21 protein-coding genes are annotated in these 21,639 nt (G+C 72.0%); 16 read left to right on the top strand and 5 right to left on the bottom strand.

Annotated elements, in window-relative coordinates; translation table 11 throughout:
- Both BM314_RS27550 and BM314_RS27545 read left to right on the top strand, forming a co-directional pair.
- A partial coding sequence (locus tag BM314_RS27550) for a transposase (protein ID WP_139237891.1) occupies positions 1 to 220 on the top strand: 220 nt, incomplete at its 5' end.
- A 109-nt stretch (positions 221 to 329) separates the two neighbouring features.
- Positions 330 to 1,550, top strand: coding sequence for an FAD binding domain-containing protein (locus BM314_RS27545; RefSeq protein WP_091981655.1), 1,221 nt, complete (start codon positions 330 to 332; stop codon positions 1,548 to 1,550).
- Here the strand turns inward: BM314_RS27545 and BM314_RS27540 are convergent.
- Both BM314_RS27540 and BM314_RS27535 read right to left on the bottom strand, forming a co-directional pair.
- A complete protein-coding gene (locus BM314_RS27540; protein WP_020094444.1) occupies positions 1,547 to 1,975 on the bottom strand; it encodes a cupin domain-containing protein in 429 nt (142 codons plus the stop codon). The two genes, BM314_RS27545 and BM314_RS27540, sit on opposite strands and share 4 nt — an antisense overlap.
- 124 nt (positions 1,976 to 2,099) lie before the next feature.
- A complete protein-coding gene (locus tag BM314_RS27535) occupies positions 2,100 to 2,756 on the bottom strand; it encodes a TetR/AcrR family transcriptional regulator (RefSeq protein ID WP_244540058.1) in 657 nt (218 codons plus the stop codon).
- Positions 2,757 to 2,890: 134 nt separating this feature from the next.
- On the opposite strand from BM314_RS27535, the gene BM314_RS27530 reads away from it, so the two are divergent.
- From BM314_RS27530 to BM314_RS27490, 9 genes are all read left to right on the top strand, one after another.
- The gene (locus BM314_RS27530) at positions 2,891 to 3,775 is read left to right on the top strand and encodes an FAD binding domain-containing protein (RefSeq protein WP_091981654.1); all 885 of its coding nucleotides are present in this window, start codon (positions 2,891 to 2,893) and stop codon (positions 3,773 to 3,775) included.
- Entirely contained in the window at positions 3,765 to 4,304 is a 540-nt protein-coding gene (locus BM314_RS27525) for a (2Fe-2S)-binding protein (RefSeq protein WP_091981651.1), read from the top strand. Before BM314_RS27530 ends, BM314_RS27525 begins: the two co-directional genes overlap by 11 nt.
- The gene (locus BM314_RS27520; protein WP_091981650.1) at positions 4,301 to 6,685 is read left to right on the top strand and encodes a xanthine dehydrogenase family protein molybdopterin-binding subunit; all 2,385 of its coding nucleotides are present in this window, start codon (positions 4,301 to 4,303) and stop codon (positions 6,683 to 6,685) included. Before BM314_RS27525 ends, BM314_RS27520 begins: the two co-directional genes overlap by 4 nt.
- Before the next feature lie 235 nt (positions 6,686 to 6,920).
- Positions 6,921 to 8,168 carry an ABC transporter substrate-binding protein gene (locus BM314_RS27515; protein ID WP_091981647.1) on the top strand — a complete coding sequence of 416 codons (1,248 nt, stop codon included), beginning with the start codon at positions 6,921 to 6,923 and terminating at the stop codon, positions 8,166 to 8,168.
- A gap of 34 nt (positions 8,169 to 8,202) precedes the next feature.
- Positions 8,203 to 9,102: a branched-chain amino acid ABC transporter permease gene (locus BM314_RS27510; RefSeq protein ID WP_056527142.1), complete on the top strand. Its 900-nt coding sequence runs from the start codon at positions 8,203 to 8,205 to the stop codon at positions 9,100 to 9,102.
- A complete protein-coding gene (locus BM314_RS27505; RefSeq protein ID WP_091981644.1) occupies positions 9,099 to 10,139 on the top strand; it encodes a branched-chain amino acid ABC transporter permease in 1,041 nt (346 codons plus the stop codon). Before BM314_RS27510 ends, BM314_RS27505 begins: the two co-directional genes overlap by 4 nt.
- Positions 10,133 to 10,951, top strand: coding sequence for an ABC transporter ATP-binding protein (locus BM314_RS27500; protein ID WP_091981642.1), 819 nt, complete (start codon positions 10,133 to 10,135; stop codon positions 10,949 to 10,951). The genes BM314_RS27505 and BM314_RS27500 overlap by 7 nt, the downstream gene beginning before the upstream one ends.
- Entirely contained in the window at positions 10,948 to 11,700 is a 753-nt protein-coding gene (locus tag BM314_RS27495) for an ABC transporter ATP-binding protein (protein WP_056527151.1), read from the top strand. Before BM314_RS27500 ends, BM314_RS27495 begins: the two co-directional genes overlap by 4 nt.
- Before the next feature lie 47 nt (positions 11,701 to 11,747).
- A complete protein-coding gene (locus tag BM314_RS27490) occupies positions 11,748 to 12,224 on the top strand; it encodes an SRPBCC family protein (RefSeq protein WP_091981639.1) in 477 nt (158 codons plus the stop codon).
- 76 nt (positions 12,225 to 12,300) lie between these two features.
- On the opposite strand, the gene BM314_RS27485 is transcribed toward BM314_RS27490, so the two are convergent.
- The 3 genes from BM314_RS27485 to BM314_RS27475 form a co-directional block, all read right to left on the bottom strand.
- Entirely contained in the window at positions 12,301 to 13,440 is a 1,140-nt protein-coding gene (locus BM314_RS27485) for a hypothetical protein (RefSeq protein ID WP_244540057.1), read from the bottom strand.
- A 324-nt stretch (positions 13,441 to 13,764) separates the two neighbouring features.
- On the bottom strand, positions 13,765 to 15,111 hold the full coding sequence (locus BM314_RS27480) for an MFS transporter (RefSeq protein ID WP_091981633.1): 1,347 nt from the start codon (positions 15,109 to 15,111) through the stop codon (positions 13,765 to 13,767).
- A 199-nt stretch (positions 15,112 to 15,310) separates the two neighbouring features.
- Positions 15,311 to 15,760 carry a winged helix-turn-helix transcriptional regulator gene (locus tag BM314_RS27475; protein WP_091981632.1) on the bottom strand — a complete coding sequence of 150 codons (450 nt, stop codon included), beginning with the start codon at positions 15,758 to 15,760 and terminating at the stop codon, positions 15,311 to 15,313.
- Positions 15,761 to 15,861: 101 nt separating this feature from the next.
- Here BM314_RS27475 and BM314_RS27470 point away from each other — a divergent pair, with 101 nt between their 5' ends.
- The 5 genes from BM314_RS27470 (at position 15,862) to BM314_RS27450 (ending at position 21,468) form a co-directional block, all read left to right on the top strand.
- Positions 15,862 to 16,632 (top strand): SDR family oxidoreductase, encoded by a 771-nt coding sequence (locus BM314_RS27470; protein ID WP_091981629.1) that lies wholly within the window; start codon positions 15,862 to 15,864, stop codon positions 16,630 to 16,632.
- A gap of 85 nt (positions 16,633 to 16,717) precedes the next feature.
- Positions 16,718 to 16,981 carry a tautomerase family protein gene (locus tag BM314_RS27465; RefSeq protein WP_091981627.1) on the top strand — a complete coding sequence of 88 codons (264 nt, stop codon included), beginning with the start codon at positions 16,718 to 16,720 and terminating at the stop codon, positions 16,979 to 16,981.
- A gap of 47 nt (positions 16,982 to 17,028) precedes the next feature.
- The gene (soxC, locus tag BM314_RS27460) at positions 17,029 to 18,273 is read left to right on the top strand and encodes a sulfite dehydrogenase (protein WP_091981625.1); all 1,245 of its coding nucleotides are present in this window, start codon (positions 17,029 to 17,031) and stop codon (positions 18,271 to 18,273) included.
- Positions 18,260 to 18,802, top strand: coding sequence for a c-type cytochrome (locus tag BM314_RS27455; RefSeq protein ID WP_244540056.1), 543 nt, complete (start codon positions 18,260 to 18,262; stop codon positions 18,800 to 18,802). Before soxC ends, BM314_RS27455 begins: the two co-directional genes overlap by 14 nt.
- Before the next feature lie 548 nt (positions 18,803 to 19,350).
- Positions 19,351 to 21,468 (top strand): TonB-dependent siderophore receptor, encoded by a 2,118-nt coding sequence (locus BM314_RS27450; RefSeq protein WP_170868193.1) that lies wholly within the window; start codon positions 19,351 to 19,353, stop codon positions 21,466 to 21,468.
- Positions 21,469 to 21,639: the final 171 nt, after the last annotated feature.

The raw sequence follows: 21,639 nt of genomic DNA, 5'->3' as shown, positions 1-21,639 counted from the left end.
GATGGCTGAGCAGGGCGCGTGGGCGAACGTCAGGCCGATGCCCAACCGCAAGAAGGTGTTGGCCTTCAGCCCGTTCCTGTACAAGTACCGCAATCTGGTCGAGCGCTTCTTCAGCAAGATCAAGCACTTCCGCGCCGTCGCCACGCGCTACGACAAGGATCCCGACAACTTCCTCGCCAGCGTCAAGCTCGCAGCCGTGCGGGTCTGGCTGCGAGCTTAATGAGTCCGCGACCTAGCGCGGCGCCCCGCGGCGATTTCGATCTTGGCCGGCCGGCCGGGCGCGTCCATGCTGGGCGCGGTCGGGACCGCCGTCCCGGTTCGAGGGCTGCATGAAGCGACTGGACGTGGCCGTCATCGGCGGCTCGATCGCCGGGCTGACCACGGCGTGCCTGCTCGCGCGGAGCGGCCACGCCGTCACGGTGTTCGAGCGGTCGGCGGCCGCGCTCACGGGCCGCGGGGCGGGGATCGTCACGCATCCCGGCCTCCGGGCGGTGCTGGCGCGCTGCGGTGCTCCGGCCGGGGCGGGCGATCTCGGCGTCACCGTCGAGGGCCGCCGGGTCCTCGACCGGGACGGGACCGTGATCGCGGAGCGGAGCCTGCCGCAGGTGCTGGCGAGCTGGGGACGGCTCTACGGCCTGCTCCTGGACGCCGCGCCCCCGGACAGCGTCCGCTACGGCGCGGCGCTCGCCGCGGTCGAATCCGACGGCGCGCGCGTCGTCGCCTTCTTCGAGGACGGCCGCCGGATCTCCGCGGATCTCCTCGTCGGCGCCGACGGGCAGTTCTCGACGGTGCGGTCCCGGTTCCTGAGCGGTGTCGCGCCGCGCTACGCCGGTTACGTGGCGTGGCGCGCCGTCGTCGACGCGGCGGCCCTCGCGCCGGCGACCCAGGAGGCGATCGGCGGCCATTTCGCGTTCTGCCTGCCTCCGGGCGAGCAGATCCTCGGCTATCCCGTGCCCGGGCGCGCGGACGAGGCCGCCGGGCTGTGCTTCAACGCGGTCTGGTACAGGCCGACCGAGGAGGCCGCGCTCGCCGCGCTGCTGACCGATACCGGCGGCGTCCGCCACGCCCTCTCCATCCCGCCGGGCCGCATCAAGGCCGCGGTGCTGGAGTCGATGCGCGCCGACGCGGCGCGGATCCTGGCGCCCCCCTTCGCCGAGGTCATGCTGCGCGCCGAGCAGCCGTTCCTGCAGGCGATCCTGGACATCGAGACGCCGACCATGATCCCGGCCCGCGGCGTCGCCCTGATCGGCGACGCCGCCTTCGTGGCCCGGCCCCATGTCGGGATGGGCGCGACCAAGGCCATGGAGGACGCCGCCGCCCTCGCGGACGCCCTGGACGCGGCCGGCGGCGACGTGGACGCCGCGCTCACGGCCTTCGAGGCGCGCCGACGCGCCTACGGCGCGGCCGTCGTGGCGCGGGGACGCGATCTCGGCGCGTACCTGCAGGCGCAGCAGCGCGGCGCGGCCGAGCGGGCGGCGGCGGAGCGGTTCCGCAGCCCCGAGGCGGTGATGGCCGGGACGGCGGTCCCGCCCGATGTCCCCCGCGCTTAGGCCGCGCGGCGGGTCGCCTCCGCGCGCACGGCGGCCGGGAGCGCGAGGGGCGGGTTCGCGCTGTCCAGGAACTCGACGGTGGTGAAGATCAGCTCCGTGTCGCCGATATTGGCGAGGTCGTGGGTCATCGACTCGCCCGGCCCGAACGACAGGTGCTGGATGTCGCCCGCGCGGTAATCGACCTCCGCGACCCGCCCGTCGCCGTAATGCGAGCGGGCCCGCCCCGCCGTCACCGCGGTCCAGAAATAGTCGAGCACGTGCGTGTGGAAGCCGATCCGGGCGCCGGGCGCCAGGACGATGGTCCAGACCCGGGAGCGGTCATCCTCCGAGAGCAGCCGGGTGCCGACGCAGCCGTTGTCCCGCGCCGCCGCGTATTCCTGTGCCAAGTGGGGCGGCAGCGCCGCCGGTTCCGTTCCCTGGGTCATGGCGTTCCTCCGGCCCGCGAGGCTAACGCAGTTCCCGCGAAAGTCATCGCCGCGGCCGCCCGCTCCGGTGACGCGGGCGGGCCGGACCGGCGCCTCCCGTGATCCGGGTATCCCGGGGACGGCCCTACAGCGCGTCGGACGACCGCGCCGCCGTCACCACCCGGCGGTGGGTGGCGAGCAGCCCTGGAAGCGCGGCGTCGAGCATGGCGGCCCGGACCGCGTCGCGGTCCGCCGTGCCGTCCATGCCGTAGACCCGCGAGCGCAGGCCGACGTAGACCAGCGCGCCGTGGATGCCGAACAGGAGCTCGAACTCGTCCGCGGCGAGCGGCTGAACCTCCGGGTCCGGCAGGTTCGACTCGGCGCGCATCCCGGCGAGCAGCGGCGCGAAGATGCGCGCGCGGACCATGCCGAGGTAGCGGCTCGGCAGATCGAACCCCTTGAGGCCGGCCGACACGAAGATCCGCAGCCACGCGTAGTCGTCGATGCGGCGCTGGTAGTCGATCTCGAAGCGCCGGAAGCGCTCGAGGACGGGGAGCGCGGTGTCGCGCACCGTCGCCTCCCAGCCGGGATCCCAGCGCCTGAGATAGACCTCCTCGTAGATGCGCTCGATGAGCGCCGCCTTGGTCGGGAAATAGCGGAACAGCAGCGGCTGCGTGATGCCCAGCCGGCGGGCGAGCTCCCGGGTGTGCCCGTCGAGGCCGACCTCGGCGAAGTAGGCGACCGCGCCCTCGACGATCTGGCGCTCGCGGGCCTCCGGCGTCAGCCGCCGGCCGGTCGGCACGCGACCGTCACTGTCCGCCGGCCTGCTTGACGCCATCTCGGTTTCGCCTTCTATTGAGCGAACGATCAATAAGGGCCTCCAGCCTGTCCCATCGGGGCGGTCATGGGCAAGCCCATCGGGAGGAGGACCAGCGCTTGAAGGCGCCCGACTTCGCCTACGCGCGTCCGGCCTCGCTCGACGCGGCGCTGGCCCTGCTCGCCGAGCACGGGGAGGACGCCGTTCCGCTGGCGGGCGGCCAGAGCCTCGTCACGGCCCTCAACATGCGGCTCTCGGCGCCCGGCCTGCTGGTCGACCTCAACGCGATCCCCGAACTCACCGGTGTCTCGGAGGCCGGCGGCGAGGCCGGCGGCATTGTTCGGATCGGCGCGATGACGCGTCACCGCGACGTCGGGACCGCGGCACTCGTGCGCGAGCGCCTGCCGCTGCTCGCCGCCGCCCTGCCCCACATCGCCCATCCGGCGATCCGCAACCGCGGCACGATCGGCGGCTCGGTGGCGCTGGCCGACCCGGCCACCGAGTGGCCCGCCTGCTGCCTCGCCGCGGGCGCCTCGATCGTGGTGCGCGGGCCCGGGGCCGAGCGGCGCGTCCTGGCGGATGATTTCTTCCAGGGCCTCTACACGACGGCCCTGGAGCCCGGCGAGATCGTCACGGCGATCGAGTTCCCGGTGCCGGGGGCCGACGCGGTCTGGGGCTTCGAGGAACTGTCGCGCCGCCACGGCGACTACGCCCTCGTCGGCCTCGCGGCGACCGGGCGTCGGTCCGCGGGCGGCCTGTCGGACCTGCGCCTCGCCTTCTTCGGCGTGGCCGACCGGCCGGTGCTCGCCCGCGACGCCGCGGCGGCCCTGGAGGCCGGCGATCTCGCGGGCGCCCAGGCGGCGCTCGCCGGTGAGCTCGACCCGCCGGACGACCCGACGACCAAGGCCGCGACGCGGCTCCACCTCGCCCGCGTGATCCTCGGCCGCGTGGCGGCGAGGATGCGCGGCGGCAGCGCGCAGGAGGGCGGTCCCGATGGCGTCTGAGAGCCCCGACCGCGCGCACGCGGTCGCTTTCACGCTGAACGGCGAGGCCGTGCGGGCGCATGTCCCGGCCCGGATGCATCTCGGCGACCTGCTGCGCCAGTCCTTCGGTCTCACCGGCGTGCATCTCGGCTGCGAGCACGGCGTCTGCGGCGCCTGCACGATCCTGGTCGACGGCCGGGCGGTGCGGTCCTGCCTGATGCTCGGCGTCCAGGCCGACGGCGCCACCGTCGAGACCGTGGAGGGCCTGACCGAGAGCGGGCGCATCCGCGACCTGCAGGACGCCTTCCACGCCCGCAACGCCCTGCAATGCGGCTACTGTACCCCCGGCATGCTGGTGACGGCCGCCGAGCTCCTGGACGACGCGGACGCGGCCACCTCGCGCGAGGCGATCCGCGCGGCGATCGCGGGCAATTACTGCCGCTGCACCGGCTACCACGCCATCGTCGACGCCATCGCGTCGACCGCCGAGGCGCGCGGGCAAGGCCGCCGGGATGCCGGCAGGGATGCCGGCCTGGAGGCCGCCGAATGAGCGCGGATCCGGGCGGCCTCACCTTCCTCGACCGGCCGAACAGCTATATCGGCCGCTCCGTCCCGCGGCCGAACGCGCGGCGCCTGCTCGAGGGACGGGGCGTCTACGTGGACGACGTGGCCGTCGCCCGCCTCGGTCACGTCGCCTTCCTGCGCAGCCCCCACGCCCACGCCCGCATCGTCGCGCTGGAGACCACGGACGCCAGGGCGATGCCCGGCGTGATCGCCGTGGTGACGGGGCCCGAACTCGCGGAGATCTGCACGCCCTGGGTCGGCGTCCTCGGACACTTCAAGGGCCTGCGCTCGGCGCCCCAGCACGCCCTGGCCCTCGACCGGGTGACCTGGGTCGGCGAGCCGTTCTGCGCGGTCGTCGCGCACGGCCGGGCCGAGGCCGAGGACGCGCTCGCGGCGATCACGGTCGAGTTCGACCCGCTCCCCGCCGTCGTCGACATGGAGACGGCGCTCGATCCCGCGACGCCCGCGATCCACGCCGAGCTCGGCGACAACCTCGCCTTCGAGCGCGTCCTCGACGTCGGCGACGTCGACGCGGCCTTCCGCGACGCGGCCCTGGTGGTCGAGGAGACCTTCCAGTTCGGCCGGCACACGGGCGTGTGCCTGGAGCCGCGGGCGATCCTGGCCGACTGGGCGGCGGCGGACGGGATGCTCACCGTCCACCACTCCTTCCAGGCGCCGCACATGATGCAGGACATCCTGTGCAAGCACCTCGCCCTCCCCGAGGGGGCGGTGCGGGTGATCTGCAAGGATGTCGGCGGGTCCTTCGGGATCAAGGTCCACATCTACCCCGACGAGATGGCGACCTGCGCGCTGGCGCTGATGCTCAAGCGCCCGGTCAAGTTCGTCGCCGACCGGCTGGAGAGCTTCCAGAGCGACATCCATGCCCGCGACCACCGGGTCACCGCCCGGATGGCCTTCTCGGCCGAGGGCGACATCCTCGCCCTCGACATGGACGACCTCACGGGCATCGGGCCCTACTCGGTCTACCCGCGCACCAGCGCGGTCGAGGCCAACCAGGTCGTCAACCTGACCGGCGGCCCCTACCGGCACCGGCACTACCGGGCTCGCGCCCGCGTCGTGCTCCAGAACAAGGCGCCGACCTGCCAGTACCGGGCGGTGGGCCACCCGATCGCCACGATGGTCGCCGAGGGGCTCGTCGATCTCGGCGCCGCCCGGCTCGGCCTCGACCCCCTGGCCGTGCGCGAGCGCAACGTCATCCCGGACGACGCCTATCCCTGCGCGGGCGTCTCGGGGATCAAGCTGGAGAAGCTGTCCCACCAGGCGGCGCTCGCCAAGCTCAAGGCGATGATGGATTACGACGGTCTCCGGGCCGAGCAGGCGGACCTGCGCCGGCGGGGGATCCACCGGGGCATCGGGCTCGCGGCTTTCATCGAGATCACCAACCCGTCGGCGGCCTTCTACGGGGTCGGCGGCGCGCGCATCTCCTCCCAGGACGGCTGCACGATCCGGCTCGATCCGCAGGGCGGCGTCGTCGCGTCGGTCAGCGTCACCGAGCAGGGCCAGGGCACCGAGGGCATCATCGCGCAGATCGTGGCCACCGCCACGGGCGTGCCGATGGACAAGGTCCGGGTGATCTCCGGCGACACGCAGGCGACGCCCTACGGCGGCGGGACCTGGGCCTCGCGCGGGGCCGGCATCGGCGGCGAGGCCGCGTGGCAGGCCGGCAAGGCGCTGTGCGGCAACGTCCTGGCGGTGGCGGGCGCGATCCTGCAGGCCGATCCGGAAAGCCTCGACGTCCGCGACGGCGCCGTGGTGGACGCAGGCACCGGGACCGAGCGCATGCCGCTCGCGGAGCTCGGCCGCATCGTCTACTTCCGCCCCGACACGCTGCCGCCGGGGGTGCAGCCCGAATTCGTGGCGACCCGGCACTACGTGCCCAAGGACTACCCCTTCGCCTTCACCAACGGCGTGCAGGCCTCCTACGTCGAGGTCGACACCGAGACGGGCTTCGTGCGGCTGCTCAAGCACTGGTGCGTCGAGGATTGCGGCACCGTGCTCAACCCGCTCCTCGTCGACGAGCAGATCCGCGGCGGCATCGTCCAGGGGATCGGCGGGGCCCTGTTCGAGCACTGCCTCTACGACGGCGAGGGCCAGCTGCTGAACGGGTCGATGGCCGACTACCTCGTGCCGATGGCCGGCGAGATGCCCGATATCGACGTCGCCCACGTGGTCTCGGCCACCGCGTCGTCCGAGATCGGCGCCAAGGGCGCGGGCGAGGCCGGCACCGCCGGCGCGCCGGCGGCGGTCGTCAACGCCATCAACGACGCGCTCGCGCCGCTGAACGCCCGGGTCGCGCGCCAGCCGGTGACGCCCGAGGTCGTGCTGGAGGCGCTGGGACTGATCTGATCACAGGACGGATAAACCGGATAGGCTTCGCCGTCTTTGCGAGCGCAGCGAAGCAATCCAGGGCAGCGGGACGCTGCCGAACGTGGCGGCTCCCTGGATTGCTTCGCTGCGCTCGCAAGGACGGATGGCCTTCTCCGGTCAGGACACATCGACCACGACGACACATCGACCATCACGGGGCACGGTCCGCCGAAGAGACCGGTCCCGATCAGGAAACGCCGACGGAGGGACGGGAATGGGAACGGGCTTCGACAGGCGCCGGCTGCTCCAGGGCAGCGCCGCCGCATCCGCGCTGGCGCTCGCCGCCCCGGCGCTCCTGCGCTCCGCGATCGCGCAAGGCGGTTCGACCGGAGGCCCGATCCGGATCGGCTTCCCGGTGCCGCTCACCGGCGCCTTCGGGGCCGAGGCGAACGACCAGGTCCGCGCTGCCCAGCTCGCCGTCAAGGCGTTCAACGAGGCCGGCGGCTTCCAGGGCCGCACGGCCGAGCTCCTCGTGCGCGACGACAAGCTCAACCCCGGCGAGGCGGCGACCCGGACCCTCGAACTGATCGAGAAGGACAAGGTCAACTTCCTGGTCGGCGGCCTCTCGGCGGCCGTGACCCTGTCGATCAACAACGTCGCCCGCGAGCGCGGCGTGATCTACAACTCGATCAGCCAGTCCGACGCGATCAACGAGGCCAAGGATTTCGGCCGCACGACCTTCCACGAGGCCCTGAACCCGCACATGACCGCGGGCGCGGTCGGCCGCTACGTCTTCCCGAAGTCGGGCAAGCGCGTCGCCTTCCTCAGCGCCGACTACGCGTACGGCCACGAGATGATGCGCGGGTTCAAGCGCGCCGGCGAGGCCTCGGGCATCGAGGTCGTGGCCGACATCCGCCACCCGATCGGCGCCTCCGACTACTCGGCCTTCCTGCCCCGGATCGCCGCGCTCAAGCCCGACGTGCTCTGCCTGTGCAATTTCGGCCGGGACCAGGTCGTCTCGATCCAGCAGGCGACCGAGTTCGGCCTGAAGCGCACCACCAAGCTCGTCGCGCCGGTCCTGCTCTTCACCGCCCGCAAGGCCGGCGGCGACGCCTTCGACGGCGTGATCGGCGGCACCTCCTACTACTGGCGCCTGGAGGACAGCGTGCCCTCCGCCAAGGCGTTCAACGACCGGTTCCGCGCCGCCTACAACGGCGCCGTGCCGTCGGATTACGGGGCGCTGGGCTATGCCGGCGTCCGCTCGGTGCTGGAGGGCGTGAAGGCCGCCGGGTCGGTCGAGACCGACAAGGTCGTGGCCGCCATGGAGGCCCTTAAGGCCGACTTCTACAAGGGTCCGCAGAGCTTCCGGAAATGCGACCACCAGTCGGTGCAGTCGGTCCTGATCGTCGAGGCGAAGTCGAAGGACATGAAGACTCCGGACGACGTCTTCACGATCCTCGGCACGGAGGGGCCCGACGAGCGCTTCCTGCGCGGCTGCGACGAACTCGGGCACAAGGCGTGAGGCGCTCCGTGCGAACCCGCGGGAGGGCGCGGCCTTGAGCGCCATCACGATCGGCGGCTTCCCCCTCGATCTCCTCGCCCTCCAGCTCGTGACCGGCATCGCGCTGGGAGCGATCTACGTGCTCGTCGGCATCGGCCTGTCGCTGATCTTCGGGCTCATGAACGTCGTCAACTTCGCCCACGGCGCGTTCTTCATGGTCGGCGCCTATGTCGGCGTTTTCCTGTACGGCTTCACCGGCAGCTTCTGGCTCAGTCTCGTCGCGGCGCCGCTGGCGATGGGGCTCCTCGGGCTCGCCGTGGAGCGCGTGCTCGTGCGCCCCCTCTACGGGCGCGGCATCGACGACCCGCTGCTCCTCACCTTCGGCCTGTCGTACGTGATGGTCGAGAGCGTGCGCATCGCCTTTGGGCTGACGGGCCTGCCCTTCGGGGCGCCGCCCGAGCTGCGCGGCGCGGTCGACATCGGCATCGGCTACTTCCCCCTCTACCGCCTGTTCCTGATCGGCTTCGCGCTGGCGGTGGTGGGCGCCCTGTGGCTGTTCATCGAGCGCACGCCCTTCGGCCTCGTGATCCGGGCCGGCGCCCGCGACCCGCAGATCGTGCAGGTGCTCGGCATCGAGATCACCAAGGTCTGGCTCGCGGTCTTCGCCCTGGGCTGCGCGCTCGCCGGGCTCGCCGGCATCCTCGCCGCGCCGCTGCAGGGCGTCACGCCCGAGATGGGGGTCCCGGTGCTCGCCGAGGCCTTCGTGGTCACGGTGGTGGGCGGCATGGGCTCGCTGGCCGGGGCCGTGCTCGCCGGGCTGATCGTCGGCATCGTGGTGGCGATGACGTCGCTCGTCGCCCCCGACATGACCAAGATGGCGATCTTCGCCCTCATGGCCCTGGTGCTGCTCGTGCGGCCCCGGGGCCTCCTCGGCCGGGCCGGAGCCCTCGGATGAGCGCCCGCGCCCCCGCCTCCGCCGTCACGAAGGGAGGCGCCCTTCCGGCTACCTTGCCGGCGGCCCGGCCGGGCTCCGGCCGGACCGGCCGCCGGCTGGCGTGGTGCGGCCGGCACCGCGTCGCCCTGACGCTCGCCTTCCTCCTCGTGTTCCCCTGGATCGCGCCCTACCAGGCCCTCGCCGTGAACATCCTGGTGCTCTGGCTCTACGCCCTCGGGTTCAACCTGCTGTTCGGCTATACCGGGCTCCTGTCCTTCGGCCACGCCGCCTTCCTGGGCGGCGGCGCCTACGGCTGCGGCATCGCCATCGTCCATTACGGGCTGCACCCGGCCCTGGCCCTCGTCGCCGGCACGCTGCTCGCGACACTCATCGCCGCCGTCATGGGCGTGCTGGCGATCCGCACCCGCGGCATCTACTTCGCGATGACGACCCTGGCGCTGTCGATGTGCGTCTACTACGCCTTCTACCAGGCGGAGGCCTTCACCGGCGGCGAGAACGGCCTGCGCGGCATCAACGTGCCGGCGCTGACCCTGCCGGGCTTCAGCCTCAATCTCCTCGACCCGGTGGTGAAGTACTACGCCGCGCTGGCGGTGGTCGGCGTCGCGGTCTGGCTGTTCTCGCGCCTCCTGTCGTCGCCCTTCGGGGCCGCCCTCGAGGCGATCCGCGAGAACGAGGGCCGGGCGCAGGCCTGCGGCTACGACGTGCGCCGCATGAAGCTCGCGGCCTTCGTGATCTCCGGGGCCCTGTGCGGCCTCGCGGGCGGTCTCCAGGCGATCCACCTCTCGATCGTGCCGATCGAGACGATGCACTATTCGACCTCCGGCCAGGCCGTGATGATGGCGCTGCTCGGCGGCATGGGGACCTTCTTCGGGCCCTTCGTCGGCGCCGCGACCTTCGCGCTCCTGCAGGACGGGCTCGCCACCGTGACGAGCCACTGGCAGCTCTTCGTCGGCGCCGTCTTCATCGCCTTCGTGCTGTTCCTGCCGCTCGGCATCTGGGGCGAGGTGCTGGCGCGCCTGAGGAGGGCCGGATGGTGAGCGCCGCCCCGGTCGTCGCCGCGCCCGCCACGGCGCCCGTGGCGGCCCCGCCGATCCTCGCCACGGAGGGCCTCGGTAAGCGGTTCGGGCATTTCCGCGCCCTGTCGGACGTGACGGTCGCGTTCCCGGAGGGCGGCATCACCGCGATCATCGGGCCGAACGGGGCGGGCAAGTCGACCTTCTTCAACCTGATCTCGGGCGCCTTCCCGCCGAGCGAGGGCCGCGTGCTGTTCCGCGGGCGCGACATCACCGGCGCGGCCCCGCACGCCTTCGCCCGGATGGGCATCGCCAAGTCGTTCCAGATCACCAACGTCTTCCCGCACCTCACGGTGCGCGAGAACGTGCGGGTGGCCGCCCAGGCCCGGCGGGTCCGCTTCGCGTTCTTCCGGGACCGCGCGGCCTATCCCGAGCTGGCGGAGCGGGCCGAGGAACTCCTCGGCGAGGTCGGGCTCGGCGCCCGGATGGACCGCCTCGCGCGCGAACTCGCCCACGGCGAGCAGCGGGCCCTGGAGATCGCGGTGGCGCTGGCCGCCGAGCCGAGCCTCCTCCTCCTCGACGAGCCGACCGCCGGGATGAGCCCCGAGGAGACGCGCGAGATGATGGACCTCGTGCAGCGCCTCGCCGAGACCCGGACGCTGATCCTCGTCGAGCACAAGATGAAGCTCGTCATGGGCCTGTGCCGGCGCCTCGTCGTCCTCCACCAGGGCCAGCTCCTGGCCGAGGGCAGCCCCGACGACATCCGGGCGCATCCGGAGGTGCGCCGCGTCTACCTGGGCAACACGGCGGGCAAGATCACGGGCGGGACCGCATGAGCGCCGCCGTCACGCAGCCGCTCCTGGCGGTCGAGGACCTGCGGGCGTGGTACGGCCACTCCCACATCCTGCAGGGTCTCTCGCTGGAGGTGCGCCCCGGCGAGATCGTCACGCTGGTCGGCCGCAACGGCGCCGGCAAGACCACCACGCTGAAGGCGATCATGGGCCTCGTGGCGAAGCGCGAGGGCCGCGTGACCTTCGCGGGCGCCGACATCCTCCACCGGCCGCCCCACGAGCGCTTCCACCGGGGCCTCGCCTACGTGCCGGAGGAGCGGCGCATCGTGCCGGGGCTGACCGTGGAGGAGAACCTGCGCCTCGGCATCCTGGCCGCCAGGGGGGCAGGACGGGGGGCGCGCGCGACGCGCCGCGACGAGGCGCGGCGGATCGAGGTCATCGCCGAGACCTTCCCGCGGCTGAAGCAGCGCCTGAAGCAGGAGGCGGTCACGATGTCGGGCGGCGAGCAGCAGATGCTCGCCATCGCCCGGGCGCTCATGGCCGAGCCCGTGATGGTGCTCCTCGACGAGCCCTCGGAGGGGATCATGCCGATCCTGGTCGAGGAGATGTTCGCGCAGTTCGTCGCGATGAAGCGGGCCGGCACCACGATCCTGCTCGTGGAGCAGAACGTCGAGCTCGCCCTCGACGTGTCCGACCGCGTCTACATCGTCGACGGCGGCGCCGTCGTCTACCACGCCCCCGCGGCCGCGCTGCGGGACGATCCCGAGATCCAGGCGCGCTACTGCGCGGTCTGAGCGCCCGCACCGGCCGGTGGGCGGCGCAGTGTCAGGAGGAGACCAGGATGGACATCGCTGGCGCGTATCGGATCCCGGTCGCGCGGGAGGCCGTCTGGGCGGCGCTGAACGATCCGGAGGTGCTGGCCCGCTGCATCCCCGGCTGCAAGGAGCTGGTGCAGGCCTCCCCGGAGGAGATGACGGCCAAGGTCGCCCTCAAGGTCGGGCCGGTCTCGGCGACCTTCGCGGGCACGGTCCGCCTCGAGGACTTGCGCCCACCCGAGGGCTACAGCCTCGTCGGCCAGGGCAACGGCGGCATGGCGGGCTTCGCCAAGGGCCGCGCCGCCGTCAGCCTCGCGGCGGAGGGCGGCGAGACGCTCCTGACCTACACCGCCAAGGCCGAGGTCGGCGGCAAGATCGCGACGCTGGGTGGCCGGCTCATGCAGGCGACCGCGCGCAAGCTCGCCGACGAGTTCTTCGGCAAGTTCGCCGCCGAACTCGGAGCGACCGGCGACCCGGCCGCGCCCAGAGCGGCCGAGGCCTAGGAAAGCCGCGTCTCGACCGCGCCTCGACCGCGCCGGCCGGGACGGTCGCGCTCCGGTCCGGCGCGTCGGAGCCCGGTCATCGCTGCGATCCGATCTGCAGGACATTGAAGCCGCGCTGCAGGGAGGTCCCGAGGAACTCCCCGAACGGGGTGTTCGCACCCGCGGCACGATCGACGCGGAGGACGGCGGCACAGCCGCGCTGCGGGCTCTCGACCGAGCGGCCGTCGACGGAGGCCGCAGGGGCCATGCCGGCTCGCCAACGCGCCTTCAAAGCGGAGACGGCCCTGTCGGCCGTCCGGCAATCGGGATAGGCGAGGGATACGAGCAGGGCCGGACCGTTCTTCCCTTGATAGTCCGCCACGATACCGCCGGCATAAGCCGGGACGCCGTCCCGTCCGCGCTCGCGCTGATCCTCGATCGCCTTCCTCTGCGCGGCCAGATCGGTCGTCGCCGACAGGAGGGCGGCAGGATCGTCGGGGGTGATCCCCATCAGCGGCGTCACGACGGCCGCTTGAAGGATCGCGCCCGGGTCGCGCTCATCCGCGGCGGCCAGACCCGTCAGCGCTGTGGCGACCGCCTCGTGATCCGCCGCGCTCCGGCCGCCCCCGACGCGTGTCTCCAGATCCGCGGCCGCGGACGCCTGCGCGACGACGCGATCGATCGCCAGGACCGCGCTGGTCTCGCCCATCGGGCCGGACCAGGGATCGGTCGGCTGCCGGGCCCTGAGATTCAGGGCGCGCGGCTCACCGTTGGCGAGAATGCGCGGTGCGGTCGAGACCGGCCGGAAGTTCCTGTCCTTCAGCTTGGCGACCAGGGTGTCGGCTGCCGCCTGCGTCGCCAGACCCCAGTGCGTCACGCGCGCCGGAGGCTGGCCGAAGGCCGCGAAATAGGAGATGTCCTCGAACGGGATGCCGGCCTTCTCGGTCCATGTCTGCGCGCCGCCGTAGCTGAGGGCGTTCAGCGGGCGGATGCTCTGCGCGAAGGCCATGCGCCGCAGGCCGGCGTCGCTCAGCGCACCGCCGGCGGCCCTGGACAGCGCCTGGACGTCCATGAAGACGATCGGCATCGGGTCAGGCGTCGCCAGGACGGAATCGGGCACCGCGCGGAGAGCCGCCTCCAGAGTGCTGGCCGCCCGCGCCGCCGGCGCGATCATCAGGACTGAGAAGGACACGACGACGAGGCGGGATGAAACTGAGCGCCAGAGAGGTCGTGTCACGTCGAATCCCATGCTCCAGGTCCCTCGGGAGCGCCGATGCCCGTCTGCCGGTCATGGCGATGACCGCGTCGAGCAAGAAGAGATCTCCGCAGTGCTCACCCGATCATTGCTGGACAGGCTCTCTTCTGTCTCCCTCAGTCGATTTTAGCTGAGCCGCTCTCGGCTTCCACTAGTGAGGGTGACCTATTGACCGCGCCGCCCGGATCGCCGCCGATCGGACGCCCGGCACCGTCGAGACGAGCGACGACCGAAGGGGGCGTCGGCTCTGTGAGAGCCGCAACGTGACTTCGGCCTCCGCGTGTCGCCCCCCGCGCGCCGATCCTCTCACGCGAGCGATTCTCCGGTCCGATCGCGCATCGTGAGGACTGCGGCGAGCGAGATGGCCGACAGCACGGCGACGTAGAGGCCCGGCCCCGTGGGCCAGGCCAGGTGGTGGACGATCCACGTCGCGGCCATCGGGGCGGTGCCCCCGACCAGCGCCATCGAGGCGTTGAAGCTGATCGCCAGGGCCGTGCAGCGCGAGCGGTGCTGGAACATCTCGACGAACGCCGTCGGCACGACGGCGGCGTTGCCGGCGATCAGGATCGCGAACGCGACCTGGCTCAGGACGATCAGAAGCGTGTCGCCGGTGGTCAGCAGCATGAAGAGCGGCCATGACAGGATTGTCAGGCCCGCCCCGGTCAGGACCAGAACACGCTTGCGCCCGAAGCGGTCGGACAGGGCTCCGGCGATCGGGATGCACACGGCTTGAACCACCATGGCGAGGGAGTTGATGAGAAACGCCGTGTGTTGCGGGAGGCCCGACACGGTGTGCATGAACGTCACGAGGTAGACGAACACCACGTAGAAGCCGCACGCCAAGCCGAGATTCATCGCGAAGGCGCGCAGCATGGCGGAGCCGTCGATCGCGACGGCCGTGCGCAGCGGTGAGCGCTGGTCCGTCGGTGCCCGATCTTCGCGAAACACGGTCTCGACGTGATCGTCGTCGATATGGCGACGCAGGGCGAAGATGAAGACGCCGAGCACGATCCCGAAGAGGAACGGCAGGCGCCAGCCCCACTGGTGCACGTCCTCCGGCGTGAGCAGGCCGGTGACGAGCGTCCCGGCAATGGAGCCGAGCAGGATGCCTCCGGCGGCCCCGATGCAGGCGAGGCTGCCGGTCAGGCCGCGGCGCGCCGGCGCGGCGGTCTCGGACAGGAAGATGGCCGAGGAGGTGTACTCGCCGCCGACGGAGAGACCCTGGCCGAGCCGCAGCACCACGAGCAGGACGGGCGCGAGGAGTCCGGCCGACGCGTAGGTGGGCAGGCAGCCCATCAGGAAGGTCGAGACGGCCATTAGGCCCGCCGACAGCAGGAGTGCCGTCTTCCGGCCGTAGCGGTCGCCGATGTGGCCGAACACGACGCCGCCGATCGGGCGCATGAAGAAGGCGGCGGCGAACACCGCGAAGGCCGACAGTAGCGACGTCGTCGGGCTGTCGGACGGGAAGAAGTTCCGGCCGATGACGGCACTGAAATACCCGTAGGTGGCGAAATCGTACCATTCGAGCGTGTTGCCGATGGCGCCCGCGACCACGGAACGGCGCCGCGCCGCGCCGGGGACCTTCGGGCCGTCGGCGATCGCGCCGGGACTGATCGGGAGCGGCGGCTCACCGTACGGAGGGGTGGATTGCATGATGCGCCCGCCTTGCCGCCGAATTCAGTTTAGACGCTAGACTGAAACGCCAAGCTTGGCGAGACCATTGGAGAAGGACGACATCGCTCTTCCGCTCGACAGTTAATAGGCGCGGGGCAGCCCCGCGCGGGCGAGCCCGCCAAGGCCGCACGCCCCTCCGTCCTGCGCGGTCAGACCGCGATCGGGAGGCCCTCTGTCCTCACGGTGCCTCGGCGTCGGCGGGAAGATCCGGAGCTTCGGCCGCCGCGGCGAACGCCCGCCGGGCCCGCTCGATCTCGGCGTGGTGCGTCTCGGCCCAGATCCACACGCCGCAGAACGCGGCGCCCAGGCTCCGGCCCAGCGGCGTCAGCGTGTAGTCCACGCGCGGCGGGATCACCGGATGCACCGTCCGCCGGACGAGACCGTCCCGCTCCATCTGGCGGACGGTCTGCGTCAGCATCTTCTGGCTGATCCGGCCCACGGCCCGGCCGAGCTGCGTGAACCGGAGGGTGCCGTGCTCCTCCAGCGCCTCGAGGATCAGCATGGTCCACTTGTCGGCCACTTGGCCGATGATGTCGTTCACCAGGGCCTCGATCGCCGGATCGACGTCCTGCGGGGGTGTCCCGCGCCGCTTCGCCTCGATCGCGGGGTCAGGGGCAGCCCTGCGCATTCGACACTCTCCTTTCGGTGCGTACAAATCTTTTCGGTGCCTACTTCAGGGCGGAGAGTGTCAACCATACTCTCTGCGGCGACAACAACGGGGTCGCCATCATGAAAACCTCCGGCAACACGATCCTCATCACGGGCGGCGGGTCCGGGATCGGAGCCGCGCTCGCCCATCGCTTCCACGATCTGGGCAACACCGTCATCGTCGCTGGTCGCCGCGTGGAGGCACTGGAACGGGTCACGGCCGGCCGCCCGGGCCTGCACGCGATGCCCCTCGACATCGCGGATGCCGGAGACATCGCGGCGTTCGCCCGGCGCGTCACGGCCGAGCACCCGGCCCTGAACGTGGTGATCAACAACGCCGGCATCATGCGGTTCGAGGCGCTGGATCAGGCGCGCGACCTCTCCGACGCGGAGGCGACGATCACCACCAACCTGCTCGGCCCGATCCGTCTGACGGATGCCCTCGTCGCGCATCTGGTCACACGGCCGGACGCGGCGCTGATCAATGTGTCGTCCGGGCTGGCCTTCGTGCCCCTGACGACCACACCGACCTACTCGGCGACGAAGGCGGCGATCCACAGCTACACGGTCTCGCTGCGCGAGGTTCTCAAGGGCCGGGTCGAGGTGATCGAGCTGGTGCCGCCGGCGGTCCAGACGGATCTCACGCCCGGCCAGGCCACCCGCGCGGGCTACCTGCCGCTGGCCGACTTCATCGACGAGGTGATAACCCTGTTCCAGCAACAGCCGACGCCGGCCGAGATCCTGGTGCAGCGCGTCGCCTTCCAGCGCAACGCCGAGGCCGAGCACCGCTTCGACGCGGCCGTCGCGACCCTGAACGAGGCCGCTCGCGCGGCCCGCGCGGCGCAGGAATGAGGTGCGCGCGGAGATCCGCGAGGACATCCGCTCCGCCGCGCGCGGGCGCGACCCGTGTTTCATCAGTTCAGCCTGGAGACGATCGATGCCGTTCGCCAATTTCAAGATCCCGCAGGGCATGATGACCGGTCCGCAGAAGGCGGATCTGATCCACCGCACGACGGATCTGCTGGTCTCCTTCTTCGGGGAGACCGCGCGCCCGCACACCATGGTCCTGGTCGACGAGGTCATGGATGGCGGCTACGGGCGCGCGGACGAGGTCTTCGATCTCGAGGCCCTGCGACGCCTGCGGGCGCACCACGAGACGGGCCCCGTTCCGACGGGACTAGGAGGGAGCGCCGTTGCGTGAGACTCTGGGCCTGCCCCGGCGGGCGGGGCGAGGCGGAGTGCCATGCGATGAGCCAGGACGACGAATCGCCGCCGGCGCGGCGCCGCTTCCTCGCACAAGGCGCGGCGGCGGCCGCGGCCGTCCTCGCGGGCGGGCCGGCCCGATCGGACGAGGCGGCGCCTCCGGCCGTTCCCGAATGGATGAAGGTCCCGGGCGCCGATGTCGGCAGCCAGACTTACGGCCGGCCCTCGCGCTTCGAGGAGGGCGTCATCCGCAACGTCCCGAAGGGTCTGAAGCAGTACATCTCGGCGTCGAGCCGAACGCCGCTGCAGGATCTCGACGGCATCCTGACGCCCAACGGCCTGTTCTACGAGCGCCACCACGGCGGCATTCCGGACATCGATCCCGCCCAGCACCGGCTGATGATCCACGGACTCGTCGAGACGCCGCTCATCCTGACGATGGACGACATCCGCCGCTTCCCGTCGGAGTCGCACATCTACTTCCTCGAATGCTCGGGCAATCCGGGCTTCGAGGCGATCAAGGGCAAGACGGCGTCGGACCTCGTCGGCCTCGTCAGCTGCGCCGAATGGACCGGCGTGCGCCTCGCGACGGTCCTGGCGGAGGCCGGGCTCAAGCCGGACGCGCGGTGGGTCGTGGCCGAGGGCGCGGACGCCGCCGCGCTGACCCGCAGCATCCCGATCGCGAAGTGCCTCGACGACGCCCTGCTGGTCTACAGCCAGAACGGCGAGCGGCTGCGCCCCCAGCAGGGCTACCCGCTCCGGGTGCTGCTGCCCGGCTACGAGGGCAACATGAGCGTGAAGTGGCTGCGCCGGCTCAACGTCACGGCGGAGCCGGCCTATTCCCGCGAGGAGACGTCGAAGTACACCGACCTGATGCCGGACGGCACGGCGCGGCAATTCACCTTCGTCATGGAGGCCAAGTCGATCATCACGCGGCCCTCGGGCACGCAGCGGATCGCCCCCGGTTTCCACGAGATCACCGGCCTCGCCTGGAGCGGGCGCGGGCGGATCCGCGGCGTGCAGGTCTCGACCGACGGGGGCGGGAGCTGGCGCGACGCCGCCCTGCAGGAGCCGGTGCTCAACCGGGCGCTGACGCGGTTCCGCCTGCCCTGGCGCTGGGACGGGACGCCGACGACCATCGCGAGCCGGGCGATCGACGAGACCGGCTACGTGCAGCCGAGCTTCGAGGACCTGACGGCGGTGCGCGGCCTCAAATCCTTCTACCACAACAACGCGGTCGTGCCCTGGCGCATCGCCGCGGACGGCGAGGTGGCCAATGGCTATGCGTGAAGCCCGCGCCGCCGCGGGGATCGCCCTGGCGCTCGCCTGCGCCGGGCCGGCACGGGCGACGGAGCGCCTCGGGATCGGGCGTCCGGCCACGGAGGCCGAGATCGCCGCCTGGAACATCGACGTCGACCGGGACGGCCGGAAGCTGCCGCCCGGACACGGCAGCGTCGCCCACGGCCGAGAGGTCTTCGAGACCCAATGCGCCTCGTGTCACGGCAGCCGGGGCGAGGGCGGGACCGGCGAGCGGCTGGCCGGCGGCCAGGGCACGCTCGCCTCGGCGAAACCGCTCAAGACCGTCGGCAGCTTCTGGCCCTACGCGCCGACCCTGTTCGACTACATCCGGCGGGCGATGCCGATGAACGCCCCGCAATCGCTCAGCGCCGCCGACGTCTACGCGGTCTCGGGCTACGTCCTGTACCTGAACGGGCTCGTCCCGGATAGCGCCGTGCTCGATGCCGCCACCCTGGCCGCCGTCCGCATGCCGAACCGCGACGGGTTCGTGCCGGATCCCAGGCCGGATGTGAGACCCTGACGGGAGCGGCGTACCCGATCAGGCCGCCCCGGCCCCGCCCGCCGCCGGGGCGCCACGGTGCTGTGGCCGTTCCGCCACTGTCGTCGCAACATTATTACATTCGGTTGCCGGGGCGTTGACCCGGCCGGTCGCCGCGGCAAGTATTTTCCTGCCAAGGTTATCCGGGCACGGTCCGGAGCCGGGGTGGTAATCCGGTGCGCGCTGCGCGGTGCGTCCGGATCTGCCCCGCACCTGTCGACTGGGCGCGCCCGTTCCCCGCGGCCGCCGGTGCCGCGCACCGGGACGGTCCGGCGGCGGCGATGACGCGCGTCACGGGAGGCGGCCTTCGGCGCGACGACGTTCCTCGGGCGCGGTGCCCCAGCGGAGCGCGCGGTGCCGCCCGTCCGGGCGTGACGCCGCCCGCCTCCGCGTGGCCGCGCGCCGGCAGCAGCGAGTGTGTGGTGGCGAGTTCTGGACGATTGTCGTTCCGCGAGAGTCCCAGGCCGCGCCGGGGATGCGCCCGCCCTGCCGGGGCGCGGCGCGGTAGCCCGCGCCTGGCCCTGGCGGCCATGCTGTCCGCCGGCGTGCCGGTCGGGGAGGTCCGCGCGCAGGAGAGCGTGACCCTGGAGGAACTGTCGGTCGAGCATGTCGGCGAGGGCGCCGCCCGCACGACGGCGTCCGGGCGCGGCAGCATCGGCCTGATCGGTCCGACACCGGGCTACGGCGCCGGCGCGGCGGTCAGCGCGACGCGCACGGCCACACCGCAGATCGACGTGCCCGTGGCCGTGTCGGTGGCGCCGCGCGAGACGATCACCGACATCGCCGCCACCCGCGTCGACCGGGTCTTCGACTACCTGCCCGGCGTCGCCCGCCAGAACAATTTCGGTGGCCTGTCGATCTTCAGCTACGCCATCCGCGGCGTGACCACCTCCGAGATCTACAAGAACGGCTTTCCCCTCAACCGCGGGACACCGCCGCCGCCCGACGCCCAGAACATCGAGCGCATCGAGGTGCTCAAGGGGCCGGGAGCGGCCCTGTTCGGGCGCAGCGACCCCGGCGGGCTGGTCAACCTGATCACCAAGCAGCCGACCGCCGAGCGGTTCGTCGAGTTCGGCAACCAGGTCGACTCGTTCGGCCTGACCCGGGGCACGATCGATGCCGGCGGTGCGCTGAGCGCGGACGGCACGGTGCTCTACCGCTTCAACCTCGCCGCCCAGGGTGCGGGCAGCTTCCGCGACTTCGTGGACAGCGACCGGCTCCTCGTCGCGCCGGTGGTGAGCTGGCAGGTCACCCCGGACACGCGGATCACGGTCGAGACCGAGTTCGTGAAGAACCGGATCGTCTTCGACCGGGGCGTCATCGCGCTGAACCGGCAACTCGGGTTCCTGCCCGTCTCCCGCTTCCTCGGCGAGCCCGGGCAGAGCACCTATCAGAACAACAACACGCTGCAGGTCCGCGTCGACCACCGGTTCGACGAGAACTGGCAGCTTCGCCTCGCGACCTACTTCAACACGGGCGATCTCGCGGGCGAGTCGGCGGAGATCCGCGCCATCGCTGCCGACAACCGCACGGTCTCGCGCGACCGCAACGTGCGCGACTACCGCTGGGACGTGGCCGTCGGGCAGGCCGACCTCGTCGGGCGCTTCGATACCGCCGGCATCGGCCACACGCTACTGCTCGGCATGGACCGGGAGAGCACCGACAGCCGCCCGCAGTACTTCCGCTCGAACTTCCGCACGAGCCCGTTCGCCCTGGACATCTACGCCCCGGTCTACGGGCAGGCGCTGCCGCCGATCACCATCCCGCGCAACAACCTGGAGCGGATCACCAACACCGGCCTCTACGCGCAGGACGAGATCGTCCTGAGCCCCGAATGGCGGGCGCTCGTCGGTGTGCGCCTCGACATCTTCGAGCAGAGCTTCCGCGAGCGCGCCGTCCGCAGTCAGGTCGACCAGTCGCGGGTCGCCGCGTCGCCCCGGGCGGGCCTCGTCTACCGGCCGATCCCGGAACTCGCCCTCTACACCAACGTCGGCACGAGCTTCCGGCCGAACATCGGCCCGGACGCCGCCGCCGTGACCCGCGGCACGGCCCTGCCGCCCGAGACCGGCCTCGGCTACGAGGTCGGCGCCAAGTCCGAGCTGTTCGGCGGCAGCCTGCTCCTCACCGCCGCCGCCTTCCGGGTGGAGCGGGAGAACGTGCTCACGCCCGATCCCGCCAATACCGGCTTCTCCCTCGCCGCCGGGGCCGTCGGCAGCCAGGGGTTCGAGCTGACGGCCCAGGGGCAGATCACGCCCGAGCTGAAGCTCCTGGCCGGCTACGTCTACGCCGACGCCCGGGTGACCAAGGACAACGTGCTCCCGGTCGGAGCCCCGCTCATCAACGTGCCGCGCCATTCCGGCAGCCTCCTCGCGGTCTACGAGCCGGAGGGTGCGTGGCGCGGCTTCGGTATCGGAGGCGGCGTGCGGGGCGTGGGCGCGCGCGCCGGCGACGCGGCCGGCTCCGGCTTCACCCTGCCGGCCTACGTCGCGGTCGACGCGCTCGCCTACTACCGCTTCGACAATGCCCGGATCGCGCTCAACGTCGAGAACATCTTCGACACCGCGTACTACGAGAGTTCGCTGAACGTGTTCCGGGTCTATCCGGGCTCGCCCCGGCGGATCACGGGCTCGGTGACGGTGCGGTTCTGATGGCGGGCCCGCGGCCCCCGTCCAGGCAGCCGCCGGGATCGTCGCGCCGGCGAGAGGACGCGCCTGCGGGACTCCGCAGGCCGACCGCTTCTGCGCTATGTCGGATTCCGTGCTGCACGGCAGCAGCGACGCGACAGGCCCGGGCAACGGGGCCGAGGGGACGGTATTCGG

The organism is Methylobacterium sp. 13MFTsu3.1M2 (assembly GCF_900112625.1).
Taxonomy (GTDB): domain Bacteria; phylum Pseudomonadota; class Alphaproteobacteria; order Rhizobiales; family Beijerinckiaceae; genus Methylobacterium.
Note: the sequence above shows the minus strand (reverse complement) of the source record. Positions and strands in the feature narration are given on the sequence as shown.